The 11,952-nt window shown below is 67.8% G+C and carries 10 protein-coding genes; 9 read left to right on the top strand and 1 reads right to left on the bottom strand.

Translation table 11 applies throughout. The features are described 5' to 3' along the window. Window positions 1–89: 89 nt before the first annotated feature. Window positions 90–662, bottom strand: a complete 573-nt coding sequence (locus AB0I94_RS10260; RefSeq protein WP_363309022.1) for an adenylosuccinate lyase — start codon at window positions 660–662, stop codon at window positions 90–92. A 349-nt stretch (window positions 663–1,011) separates the two neighbouring features. Between AB0I94_RS10260 and AB0I94_RS10255 the strand changes: the two genes are divergently transcribed. From AB0I94_RS10255 to pssA, 9 genes are all read left to right on the top strand, one after another. After that, a complete protein-coding gene (locus AB0I94_RS10255) occupies window positions 1,012–2,802 on the top strand; it encodes a 3-hydroxyacyl-CoA dehydrogenase family protein (protein WP_363309021.1) in 1,791 nt (596 codons plus the stop codon). A gap of 106 nt (window positions 2,803–2,908) precedes the next feature. Then, window positions 2,909–3,736, top strand: a complete 828-nt coding sequence (locus AB0I94_RS10250; protein ID WP_361044330.1) for a TetR family transcriptional regulator — start codon at window positions 2,909–2,911, stop codon at window positions 3,734–3,736. Between the two features lie 425 nt (window positions 3,737–4,161). Beyond that, window positions 4,162–5,499 (top strand): crotonyl-CoA carboxylase/reductase, encoded by a 1,338-nt coding sequence (gene ccrA / locus AB0I94_RS10245; RefSeq protein WP_363309041.1) that lies wholly within the window; start codon window positions 4,162–4,164, stop codon window positions 5,497–5,499. 16 nt (window positions 5,500–5,515) lie between these two features. Continuing rightward, window positions 5,516–7,543: a methylmalonyl-CoA mutase family protein gene (locus tag AB0I94_RS10240; RefSeq protein WP_363309020.1), complete on the top strand. Its 2,028-nt coding sequence runs from the start codon at window positions 5,516–5,518 to the stop codon at window positions 7,541–7,543. Beyond that, window positions 7,540–8,505 carry a CoA ester lyase gene (locus tag AB0I94_RS10235; protein WP_363309019.1) on the top strand — a complete coding sequence of 322 codons (966 nt, stop codon included), beginning with the start codon at window positions 7,540–7,542 and terminating at the stop codon, window positions 8,503–8,505. Before AB0I94_RS10240 ends, AB0I94_RS10235 begins: the two co-directional genes overlap by 4 nt. A gap of 1 nt (window position 8,506) precedes the next feature. Next, on the top strand, window positions 8,507–9,019 hold the full coding sequence (locus AB0I94_RS10230) for a MaoC family dehydratase (RefSeq protein ID WP_363309018.1): 513 nt from the start codon (window positions 8,507–8,509) through the stop codon (window positions 9,017–9,019). Between the two features lie 4 nt (window positions 9,020–9,023). Then, window positions 9,024–10,229: an acyl-CoA dehydrogenase family protein gene (locus AB0I94_RS10225; RefSeq protein ID WP_363309017.1), complete on the top strand. Its 1,206-nt coding sequence runs from the start codon at window positions 9,024–9,026 to the stop codon at window positions 10,227–10,229. Between the two features lie 170 nt (window positions 10,230–10,399). Next, window positions 10,400–11,065: a phosphatidylserine decarboxylase gene (locus tag AB0I94_RS10220; RefSeq protein WP_363309016.1), complete on the top strand. Its 666-nt coding sequence runs from the start codon at window positions 10,400–10,402 to the stop codon at window positions 11,063–11,065. Next, window positions 11,052–11,906: a CDP-diacylglycerol--serine O-phosphatidyltransferase gene (gene pssA, locus AB0I94_RS10215; RefSeq protein WP_160508244.1), complete on the top strand. Its 855-nt coding sequence runs from the start codon at window positions 11,052–11,054 to the stop codon at window positions 11,904–11,906. The genes AB0I94_RS10220 and pssA overlap by 14 nt, the downstream gene beginning before the upstream one ends. Window positions 11,907–11,952: the final 46 nt, after the last annotated feature.

Genomic DNA, 11,952 nt, shown 5'->3' with positions numbered 1-11,952 from the left:
GTCAGCCCACCCCCTTGCGGATACCTCATATGACCGGCCTACTGCGAAAACCAAGACTTGTCAGCCCTCGCGACATCACGCCAACAAGGTCAGTAACCCGGCAGGCGGGCCAGTGCCGCGGATGCCGCCGCCGCGAGGCGCGGGAAACCGCATGCCTGCGTCAGGACGGGCCGGGCTCGCGGATCCCCCAGCGCGCCGAGGCCCTCCACACAGGCAAGCGCGATTTTGCCGTACGGATCGTGCGGGGCGAGCCTGCGCCCCAGCGTGGTGATGAGGGCGGGCGCCGATTCGGGCGCGCGCAGCTCGGTGAGCAGACGCACGGGGTAGAGGGCGTAGGCGACGCGCAGCTCATTGGTGGCCAGGGCCGCTGCCGCCCGTGCCGTACGTGGATCACCCAGCCTGGCCAGCGCGTACGCGGCGGCCGCGCAGCGTGAGGGGTCCCGGTGGTTGAGGAGCAGCACGAGCGACTCGAAGGCGCGGCTGTCCCCCGCGGTGCCGAGCCGGACCGCCGCCAGCTCCCGCGCCCACAGTGGCTGACCCGCCGCGGCGAGCACCTCCGCGAGTTCCTCCACATCGCCGGTCGCGACCAGCCTCTCGTAGCTGTCCGAGACTCCCGCCTCGCGGCGTAAGCGTTCCGTCACCGTGCGCAACTCCACGTCCATGACGGGAGCCTATCCGCGATACAGATCACAAACCCTGGGGACTGGCGCGCTCGTTACTCGCCGGTTAATCTCATGTGAGCGGGGCACACTCCCCGTCAGCAGTATCTGAACCTCGCAGCGGCCTGGTGACGCAGCCGGTGCGAGCGAGTGTTTGTCGGTTCGGTGCTTCGAGCACCTCAGCTCCACCCAGTACGACGTGGCTCCGGGACAGAGCCGGTCGACTCCTCACGGGCGTGCGCGCTTCGCCGCCCGATCACGACACACAGCAGCTCACTTTCCGTACGTCGCGCCGCCGTTGCCGCGCACCGCGTGCGCCCCTCAGTCGTCACTCACTTCCTGGAGTCCACGCATGGACACTCCCTTGAACACCGTCGCCGTGATCGGTCTCGGCACGATGGGCACCGGCATCGCCGAGGTCCTGGCCCGCGCGGGACGCGAGGTCATCGGCATCGACATCAGCGAGGCCGCGGGCGCCCAGGCCGTCGCCGCCATCGAGTCGTCCACCGCGCGGGCCGTGCGCCGTGAGCAGCTCACCGAGGACGAGCGGCGTGACGCGCTCGCCCGTGTCCGCACCTTCACCGACCTGCAGGCCGCGGCCGACGCCGACCTGGTGATCGAGGTCGCCCCGGAGTCGTACGAGATCAAGCAGCAGATCATCCGTGAACTCGACGGCGTCGTGCGCCCCGAGACGATCATCGCGACCGGCACGAACGCGCTGTCCGTGACCCGTCTGGCCGCCGAATCGCAGCGTCCCGAGCGGGTCCTCGGGCTGCACTTCTTCAACCCGGCCCCGGCGATGAAGCTGGTCGAGGTGGTGTCGTCCGTCCTTACCGCGCCCGCGGCCGTCGCCTCCGTCACCGACCTGGCGTACGCGCTCGGCAAGGAACCCGTCGCGGTCGGCGACCGTCCCGGATTCATCGCCGACGGCCTGCTGTTCGGCTACCTCAACCAGGCCGCCGCGATGTACGAGGCGAAGTACGCCTCCCGGGAGGACATCGACGCGGCGATGCGTCTTGGCTGCGGCCTTCCGATGGGCCCCCTGGCCCTGCTCGACCTGATCGGCGTCGACACCGCCCGCACGGTCCTGGACGCGATGTACTCGGAGTCCCACGACCGCCTGCACGCACCCGCCCCGATCCTCAAGCAGCTCAGCGAGGCGGGCCTGACCGGACGCAAGGCGGGGCGCGGCTTCTACACGTACGACGAGGCAGCGGCGCCGGGCGGTTCGGTCGTCGTGCCGGACGCGCTGACCCCGCCGGAGGGCGGGCGGCAGGGCGGCGGGCGCACCGTCCGCTCGGTCGGTGTCGCGGGATCCGGGACCATGGCGTCCGGGATCGCCGAGGTCTTCGCGAAGGCCGGCTACGACGTGGTGCTCGCCGCGCGCAGCGAGGAGAAGGCGCAGAAGGCCAAGTCCCGTATCGCCAAGTCCCTTTCGCGCTCCGTCGACAAGGGCCGAATGACGGCGGAGACCGCGGCCAAGACGCTGGACCGGATCGTTCCGGCCGGTACGTACGACGCGTTCGCCGACGTCGATCTGGCCCTGGAGGCGGTCGCCGAGGATCTGGAGATCAAGCAGCAGCTGTTCGCGGCTTTCGACAAGGTCTGCAAGCCGGGCGCGATCCTGGCGACCACGACCTCGTCCCTGCCGGTCGTCGCCTGCGCCCGTGCCACCTCGCGTCCCGGTGACGTGATCGGCATGCACTTCTTCAACCCGGCGCCGGCGATGAAGCTGGTCGAGGTGGTCCGCACGGTCCTCACGGACGACGACGTGCACGCCACGGTGCGGCAGGTCTGCGCGACCATCAAGAAGCACCCGGTGGACTGCGGCGACCGCGCCGGTTTCATCGTGAACGCGCTCCTTTTCCCCTACCTCAACAACGCGATCAAGATGGTCCAGGAGCACTACGCGACGCTCGACGACATCGACGCCGCGATGAAGCTCGGCGGCGGTTACCCCATGGGCCCGTTCGAGCTCCTGGACGTGGTCGGCCTCGATGTCTCCCTCGCCATCGAGAAGGTCCTGCACCGCGAGTTCCGCGACCCGGGCCTCGCTCCAGCCCCTCTGCTCGAACACTTGGTGGCCGCGGGCTGCCTCGGCCGCAAGACCGGCCGCGGCTTCCGCGAATATGCCCGACGGTAGGCCGGAAGCGGACGGGGGCACGCCTGACGGCAGACCGCGCACCGACTGGGGCGGGCTGCTCGAACCGTCGGGCGGCCCCGTCCCGCAGGAGCACCTGGCTGCGCATATGCAGTACGTTCGGGTCATGCCCAAGGCCGCCAAGTCCTCACGTACGCCCGCTACGCCCGACGCTCCCGAGAGCGCGGCCGGCAGCCGCGCCGCCGCCCAACGCCTCAAGATGCGCAGGGAACTGGCGGCCGCCGCGATGGAGCTCTTCGCGTCCAAGGGGTACGAGGCGACGACGGTCGACGAGATCGCCGCGCAGGCCGGTGTCGCGCGGCGCACCTTCTTCCGGCACTTCCGCTCCAAGGAAGAGGCGATCTTCCCGGATCATGACGACACGCTGATCCGGGCGGAGGCGGTCCTGAACGCGGCGCCGCCGCACGAGCACCCGCTCGACACGGTGTGCCGGGGCATCAAGGAAGTCATGAAGATGTACGCGGCGTCGCCCGCCGTGTCCGTCGAGCGGTACCGCCTGACGCGCGAGGTCCCCACGCTGCGCGAGCGGGAGATCGCCTCGGTGGCTCGCTACGAACGGCTCTTCACGCGCTATCTCCTGGGCCACTTCGACGAGCAGGCGCACCACGACGGGAACGACGACCCGCTCCTGGCTGAGGTCGCCGCCTCGGCGGTGGTGACAGCCCACAACCACGTGCTGCGCCGGTGGCTCCGCGCGGGCGGCCAGGGCGACGTGGAGACCCAGCTTGACCACGCCTTCGCCATCGTCCGCAGGACCTTCGGTTCGGGCATCGGAGCGGGGCGTGACACCACCACCGCTCCGGCGGCCTCGGTGAGCACCGGAGGCGATGTCCTGGTCACCGTGGCCCGGACGGACGCACCGCTGGACGAAATCATGCGGACGATCGAGAAGGCGCTGCGGGAGCGGGACTCCTAGGACACTCGGGGGCTCGCTAGGCCCCCTTTTCCACCCTTTCGTCCTCGGCTTTTGAGGGGGCGCTACCCACCGGTAGCGCCCCCTTCTTCATGCCGTCACACCCTCTGACCTGCACTGATCGATCATCTATCAAAAATTGCTGGCACTCAGTGTCTTGCCGACTGGCACGCGGTGTCATACGTTGATGTTGTCCGGGCGGCCGGCGTGCAGAGAACTTCCGTACGCCGGCTGTCCCCACAAGCCACGGCTTGTGCGCCCGGACGCCTGCGTCACAGGCAACCTCCCGCGCCACACCAAGCGCTGCCGAGCATCACCCTTCGCCGAACCGACGGCACACCTCCACCACCTGCACCAGCAGCACCCGACGTAACCCTCAAGAGCGTGCTCCCCTCAAAGGGGGCATGAACTTCGCCGGAGGCATCACCGTGAAGGAAATCCTGGACGCGATCCAGTCGCCGGACACCTCGTCCGCCGACTTCGCCGCTCTTCCGCTCCCCGACTCGTACCGCGCGATCACCGTGCACAAGGACGAGACGGAGATGTTCGCCGGGCTCGAGACCCGCGACAAGGACCCCCGCAAGTCGATTCACCTGGACGACGTGCCGGTCCCCGAACTCGGCCCGGGTGAGGCCCTGGTGGCCGTGATGGCCTCCTCGGTCAACTACAACTCCGTGTGGACCTCGATCTTCGAGCCCGTGTCCACCTTCAGCTTCCTGGAGCGTTACGGCCGCCTGTCGGAGCTCACCAAGCGCCACGACCTGCCGTACCACATCATCGGCTCCGACCTCGCGGGCGTCGTGCTGCGCACCGGACCCGGCGTGAACGCGTGGAACCCGGGCGACGAGGTCGTCGCGCACTGCCTGAGCGTCGAGCTGGAGTCCTCCGACGGCCACAACGACACGATGCTCGACCCCGAGCAGCGCATCTGGGGCTTCGAGACCAACTTCGGCGGGCTCGCCGAGATCGCCCTGGTCAAGTCCAACCAGCTCATGCCCAAGCCGGACCACCTGAGCTGGGAGGAGGCCGCATCGCCCGGCCTGGTGAACTCCACCGCCTACCGCCAGCTGGTCTCGCGCAACGGCGCCGGCATGAAGCAGGGCGACAACGTCCTGATCTGGGGCGCGAGCGGCGGACTCGGTTCGTACGCCACCCAGTTCGCCCTGGCCGGCGGCGCCAACCCCATCTGTGTCGTCTCCAGCGACCAGAAGGCGGACATCTGCCGCGCGATGGGCGCCGAGGCGATCATCGACCGCAACGCCGAGGGCTACAAGTTCTGGAAGGACGAGCACAACCAGGACCCCAAGGAGTGGAAGCGCTTCGGCAAGCGCATCCGCGAGCTGACCGGCGGCGAGGACGTGGACATCGTCTTCGAGCACCCGGGCCGCGAGACCTTCGGCGCCTCGGTCTACGTCACCCGCAAGGGCGGCACCATCGTGACCTGCGCCTCGACCTCGGGTTACAACCACGAGTACGACAACCGCTACCTGTGGATGTCCCTGAAGCGGATCATCGGCTCGCACTTCGCCAACTACCGCGAGGCGTGGGAGGCCAACCGCCTCATCGCCAAGGGCAAGATCCACCCCACCCTCTCCCGCGTCTACTCGCTCGAGGACACCGGGCAGGCCGCCTACGACGTGCACCGCAACCTCCACCAGGGCAAGGTCGGCGTCCTCGCCCTCGCGCCCCAGGAGGGTCTCGGCGTGCGCGACCCGGAGATGCGGGCCAAGCACATCGACGCCATCAACCGCTTCCGGAACGTCTGAGGCTGAGGGTTCGCACATGACAGAGCGTCAGAAGGACCGGCCGTGGCTCATGCGTACCTATGCCGGTCACTCCACGGCCGAGGCGTCCAACGAGCTGTACCGGCGCAACCTGGCCAAGGGCCAGACGGGCCTGTCGGTCGCGTTCGACCTGCCCACGCAGACCGGCTACGACCCGGACCACATCCTCGCCCGCGGTGAGGTCGGCCGGGTAGGCGTCCCGGTCTCGCACGTCGGCGACATGCGGCGCCTGTTCCAGGACATCCCCCTGGACCAGATGAACACCTCGATGACGATCAACGCCACCGCCATGTGGCTTCTGGCGCTCTACCAGGTGGTCGCGGAGGAGCAGGGCGTGGACATCACGCAGCTCCAGGGGACGACGCAGAACGACATCGTCAAGGAGTACCTCTCGCGCGGGACGCACGTCTTCCCGCCGGTGCCCTCCCTCCGCCTCACCACCGACATGATCACGTACACGGTGGCGCACATCCCCAAGTGGAACCCGATCAACATCTGCAGCTACCACCTGCAGGAGGCCGGGGCCACTCCGGTGCAGGAGATCGCGTACGCGATGTCCACCGCTGTCGCCGTCCTGGACGCCGTGCGCGACTCGGGCCAGGTGCCCGAGGAGAAGTTCGGTGACGTCGTCGCCCGTATCTCCTTCTTCGTGAACGCGGGCGTCCGCTTCGTCGAGGAGATGTGCAAGATGCGGGCGTTCGGCCGCATCTGGGACCGGATCACGCGCGAGCGGTACGGCATCACCAACCCCAAGCAACGCCGGTTCCGCTACGGCGTGCAGGTCAACTCGCTCGGCCTGACCGAGGCGCAGCCCGAGAACAACGTCCAGCGCATCGTCCTTGAGATGCTGGCCGTCACGCTCTCCAAGGACGCACGCGCGCGTGCCGTGCAGCTTCCCGCCTGGAACGAGGCCCTGGGGCTGCCCCGGCCGTGGGACCAGCAGTGGTCGCTGCGCATCCAGCAGGTGCTCGCCCTGGAGAGCGATCTCCTGGAGTACGAGGACATCTTCGAGGGCTCGCACGTCATCGAGGCCAAGGTGGAGTCCCTCGTCGAGGAGTCGCTCGCCGAGATGGACCGCATCGAGCAGATGGGCGGCGCGATGGCCGCCGTCGAGTCCGGCTACCTGAAGTCGCAGCTGGTCTCGTCGCACGCCGAGCGCAGGGCGCGCATCGAGTCGGGTGAGGAGAAGATCGTCGGCGTCAACGCCTACGAGTCGACCGAGCCGAACCCGCTCACCGCGGACCTGGACACCGCGATCATGACGGTCGACCCGGCCGTCGAGAACCGCGTGGTGAACGCCCTCAAGCACTGGCGCGACACCCGCTACCAGCCGCCGTTCAACCACCCGCGCCCCTGCAAGGCCCTGGAGCGGCTCAAGGAGGTCGCCGCCGGCACGGGCAACCTCATGGAGGCCACCCTGGAGTGCGCACGCGCCGGTGTGACGACCGGGGAGTGGGCGGGTGCCCTGCGGGAGGTCTTCGGGGAGTTCCGGGCGCCCACGGGCGTCTCCAGCGCTCCGGTGACCGTCACCGCGGAGGCGGGCACGCCGCTGGCCCTGGTCCGCGACAAGGTCGCCAAGACCGCCGCCGACCTCGGCACCGGCAAGCTGCGCTTCCTGGTGGGCAAGCCGGGCCTGGACGGGCACTCCAACGGGGCCGAGCAGATCGCGGTGCGTGCGCGTGACGCCGGCTTCGAGGTGGTCTACCAGGGCATCAGGCTCACCCCGGAGGAGATCGTGGCCGCCGCGATCGCCGAGGACGTGCACGCCGTGGGCCTGTCGATCCTCTCCGGCTCGCACGCGCAGCTCGTACCGGACGTCCTCGTGCGCCTGCGCGAGGCGGGCGCGCCCGACATCCCCGTCATCGCGGGCGGCATCATCCCCAACAGCGACGCCGAGGACCTGAAGGCGGCGGGTGTGGCCGCTGTCTTCACCCCCAAGGACTTCGGCATCACCGAGATCATCGGCCGTATCGTCGACGAGATCCGGAAAGCGAACCAGCTCGACCCTCTGGAGGTCCCCGCATGACCGCGCCTATCAACCGTCTCCGCCCCCGTCGTTCCTGTCTGGCGGTCCCGGGGTCGAACCCGCGCTTCCTGGAGAAGGCCCAGGGCCTCCCCGCCGATCAGGTCTTCCTCGACCTGGAGGACGCCTGCGCGCCGCTCGCCAAGCCGGAGGCCCGGCACACCATCGTGAAGTTCCTCAACGAGGGCGACTGGACGGGCAAGACGCGGGTCGTGCGCGTCAACGACTGGACGACCGAGTGGACGTACCGCGACGTCGTCACGGTCGTCGAGGGCGCGGGCCAGAACCTCGACTGCATCATGCTGCCGAAGGTGCAGAGCGCCGACCAGGTCGTGGCGCTCGACTTCCTGCTCACCCAGATCGAGAAGACGATGGGCTTCGAGGTCGGCAAGATCGGCATCGAGGCTCAGATCGAGAACGCGCAGGGCCTCAACAACGTCAACGCGATCGCGCAGGCGTCCCCGCGCGTCGAGACGATCATCTTCGGCCCGGCCGACTTCATGGCATCGATCAACATGAAGTCCCTGGTCGTCGGCGAGCAGCCGCCCGGCTACCCGGCCGACGCCTACCACTTCATCCTGATGAAGATCCTGATGGCCGCCCGCGCCAACAACCTCCAGGCGATCGACGGTCCTTACCTCCAGATCAAGAACGTCGACGGTTACCGCGAGGTCGCGAACCGCGCCGCCGCGCTCGGCTTCGACGGCAAGTGGGTCCTGCACCCCGGCCAGGTCGACGCCGCCAACGAGGTCTTCTCTCCCTCCCAGGAGGACTACGACCACGCCGAGCTGATCCTGGACGCCTACGACTTCTACACCTCCGAGGCGGGCGGCAAGAAGGGCTCCGCGATGCTCGGCGACGAGATGATCGACGAGGCCAGCCGCAAGATGGCGCTCGTCATCTCCGGCAAGGGGCGCGCCGCCGGCATGACCCGTACCTCCAAGTTCGAGATCCCGGAGGCCTGAGATGCAGTTCGGCCGCACCTACGAAGAGTTCACCGTCGGGGACGTCTACAAGCACTGGCCCGGCAAGACGGTCACCGAGTACGACGACCACCTCTTCTGCCTCCTGACGATGAACCACCACCCCCTCCACATGGACAGCAACTATGCGGAGAAGACGACCGACTTCGGGAAGAACGTCGTCGTGGGCAACTACATCTACTCGCTGCTTCTGGGCATGTCCGTGCCGGACGTCTCGGGCAAGGCGATCGCCAACCTGGAGGTCGAGTCGCTCAAGCACGTGGCGCCGACCTTCCACGGCGACACGATCTACGGCGAGACCACGGTCCTGGACAAGACCCCGTCCAAGTCCAAGTCCGACCGCGGGATCGTCCACGTGGAGACCAAGGGCTACAAGCAGGACTCCACGCTGGTCTGCGTGTTCCGCCGCAAGGTGATGGTCCCCACCGAGACGTACATCAAGGAGCGCGGCGGCGAGCAGCCCGGCCGCCCGGAGCTCAAGTCCCAGGAGAAGTGAAGCCATGAGCCGACTCGCGCAGACCGCAGGTCTCACCGACATCCAGCAGGAGATCCTGGCCACGGTCCGGGACTTCGTCGACAAGGAGATCATTCCGGTCGCCACGGAGCTGGAGCACCGTGACGAGTACCCCCAGCAGATCGTGGACGGTCTCAAGGAGTTGGGCCTCTTCGGGCTCATGATCCCGGAGGAGTACGGCGGTCTGGGCGAGTCGCTGCTCACGTACGCCCTGTGCGTCGAGGAGATAGCGCGTGGCTGGATGTCGGTCTCCGGCATCATCAACACCCACTTCATCGTCGCCTACATGCTCAAGCAGCACGGGACGCAGGAGCAGAAGGACACCTTCCTGCCCCGGATGGCGGCCGGCGAGGTGCGCGGCGCGTTCTCCATGTCGGAGCCCGCACTCGGCTCCGACGTGTCGGCGATCACGTCCAAGGGCGTCAAGGAGGGCGACGAGTACGTCCTGAACGGTCAGAAGATGTGGCTGACGAACGGCGGAACGTCCCATCTCGTCGCCGTGCTGTGCCGGAGTGACGAAGGACACCCGGAGGGCACGGCGCCCCACAAGTCGATGACGACCTTCCTCGTCGAGAAGGAGCCCGGCTTCGGGGAGGTCCGGCCCGGCCTCACCATCCCGGGCAAGATCGACAAAATGGGATATAAGGGGGTGGACACCACCGAACTCATCATGGACGGACTGCGAATTCCAGCCAATCGCGTGCTCGGCGGGACCACCGGCCGAGGGTTTTACCAAATGATGGACGGTGTCGAAGTCGGCCGCGTGAATGTCGCGGCTCGTGGTTGCGGTGTCGCTCAACGTGCATTTGAGCTCGGCGTCTCTTACGCCCAGCAACGTCACACTTTCGGCAAGGCGATCGCCCAGCACCAGGCGATTCAGTTCAAGCTGGCCGAGATGGCTACCAAGGTCGAGGCCGCCCATGCGATGATGGTGAATGCGGCACGCAAAAAGGACTCCGGGGAGCGAAACGACCTCGAAGCAGGGATGGCGAAGTACCTCGCATCCGAATACTGCAAAGAAGTCGTAGAGGACGCGTTCCGGATTCATGGCGGTTACGGCTTCTCGAAGGAGTACGAGATCGAGCGTCTGTACCGTGAGGCTCCGATGCTGCTGATCGGCGAAGGTACCGCCGAGATCCAGAAAATGATCATTGGACGCCGACTGCTCGAAGAGTATCGATTCCAGGGCTAGATGCCCGTTTTGGGATGATTTCTTCGAGAAGAAGGTCACACCCTGTCAACACTCTTCGGCCGTCGACTCCGCTTCTTGGCTTGCCCAGTTGTGGCTCGCAACCGATACCATCCGGAAAAAGCCGCCGTCCCCCGTCAACTGCGCGGCATCATCCGCTACGAAGGTCATCCATGCCCCACAGCCAAACCTCTGCACCACGCGACAGCCTCGCTGGCGTACGCCTTGCGCGCGGAGCATCGCCGTGGCTCCTGCCGACTGTCGCCACCGCGGCACTCAGCCTGGTGCGTGCGCGTCGTGCTCCCAAGCCGGGGGTTGCCGCGGCCGTCGCCGTGCCCGCCACCGCTCTGGCGGCGGGCATGCTGTGGTTCTTCCGCGACCCCGAGCGCGACATCGCCCAGGGCCGGGTCATCTCCCCGGCCGACGGTGTGGTGCAGAGCATCATGCCGTGGAAGGACGGACGCACCCGCGTCGCGATCTTCATGAGCCCGCTGAACGTCCACGTCAACCGAGCGCCCCTCGCGGGCACGGTGACGTCCGTGGAGCACATCCCCGGCGGGTTCGTCCCGGCGTTCAACAAGGAGAGCGAGAACAACGAACGTGTTGTCTGGCACTTCGACACCGAGCTCGGTGACATCGAGATGATCCAGATCGCGGGCGCTGTCGCGCGGCGCATCGTTCCTTACGTGCCGCAGGGCACGAAGGTGGAGCAAGGCGAACGGATCGGCCTGATCCGCTTCGGCTCTCGCGTCGACATCTACCTCCCCGAGGGTGTCGACGTGGACGTCGAGGTCGGTCAGAAGACCGTGGCTGGGGTGACTCGCATTGACCGTGGTTGATCCCGAGACACAAGCGGGCTGGGTGCCCGAGGCGGCCGAGGACGAGGCCGACGAGGAGATGCCTCTCTCACTGCGCCTCTCGATAGCGGACACCCTCACGCTCGGTAACGCCACCTGCGGCTTCATGGCGGTGTACTTCACCACCACCGGCATCCTCATCCCGCACCTGCAGGGCAGCAACGAAAGCGGCATGGCGCGGCACTCCGCCGCGACCGCCGTGATCCTGATGCTCTGCGCGGCCGTCTTCGACCTCTTCGACGGGCTCGTGGCGCGCAAGCTGCGGTCCTCGCCGATGGGCGCGGAGCTCGACAACCTGTCGGACCTGATCAGCTTCGGTCTGGCCCCCGCGTACTTCGTGCTCGTCTACGGCATGGTCGCCGACGACGCGCACCAGAGAGTGGCCGCGGTCGGAGCGATCGTCGTGCTGTTGGCGGTGGTGCTACGGCTTGCGCGGTTCAGTTGCGTGACCGTGAAGGACGGCACCTTCCAGGGGATGCCCTCGCCCTTCGGCGCGCTCACGGTCGTCTCGATCGTGCTCCTGGAGCTGCCCTTCTGGGCGACGCTCCTGGCGATCACCGGCACGGCCTGGCTCATGGTCAGCCGCGTCGAGTACCCCAAGCCGCGGGGTCCGCTCGCGGTGGCCATGCTCGCGTGGATCGTCGCGGCCATGGGGCTGCTCGCGGCCTGGGCGTTCGACGCCCCGGGCGGTCTGCTGCTCCTGCAGACCGGCTGCGCGCTCCAGGTCGTTCTCGGTGCGGTGATCCCCCTCTTCGCCACGGCTCGGAGGGTGAACAACTTCCGGGACAATCGGCGTGAGGCACGGGCGGCGCAGTTGCCGTAGCGGTTTCTGTACGTTGCCAGAAGGGGCCCGAACCAATTGGTTCGGG

This window comes from Streptomyces sp. NPDC050147 (genome assembly GCF_040660195.1).
Classification (GTDB): Bacteria; Actinomycetota; Actinomycetes; order Streptomycetales; family Streptomycetaceae; genus Streptomyces.
This window is presented reverse-complemented; position numbering and strand designations above follow the sequence as displayed.

Bases quoted from the DNA above. Each gene is read 5' to 3' on its own strand.
- AB0I94_RS10260 (WP_363309022.1), bottom strand. From the start codon at position 662: ATGGACGTGGAGTTGCGCACGGTGACGGAACGCTTACGCCGCGAGGCG.
- AB0I94_RS10255 (WP_363309021.1), top strand. From the start codon at position 1,012: ATGGACACTCCCTTGAACACCGTCGCCGTGATCGGTCTCGGCACGATG.
- AB0I94_RS10250 (WP_361044330.1), top strand. From the start codon at position 2,909: ATGCAGTACGTTCGGGTCATGCCCAAGGCCGCCAAGTCCTCACGTACG.
- AB0I94_RS10240 (WP_363309020.1), top strand. From the start codon at position 5,516: ATGACAGAGCGTCAGAAGGACCGGCCGTGGCTCATGCGTACCTATGCC.
- AB0I94_RS10235 (WP_363309019.1), top strand. From the start codon at position 7,540: ATGACCGCGCCTATCAACCGTCTCCGCCCCCGTCGTTCCTGTCTGGCG.
- AB0I94_RS10230 (WP_363309018.1), top strand. From the start codon at position 8,507: ATGCAGTTCGGCCGCACCTACGAAGAGTTCACCGTCGGGGACGTCTAC.
- AB0I94_RS10225 (WP_363309017.1), top strand. From the start codon at position 9,024: ATGAGCCGACTCGCGCAGACCGCAGGTCTCACCGACATCCAGCAGGAG.
- AB0I94_RS10220 (WP_363309016.1), top strand. From the start codon at position 10,400: ATGCCCCACAGCCAAACCTCTGCACCACGCGACAGCCTCGCTGGCGTA.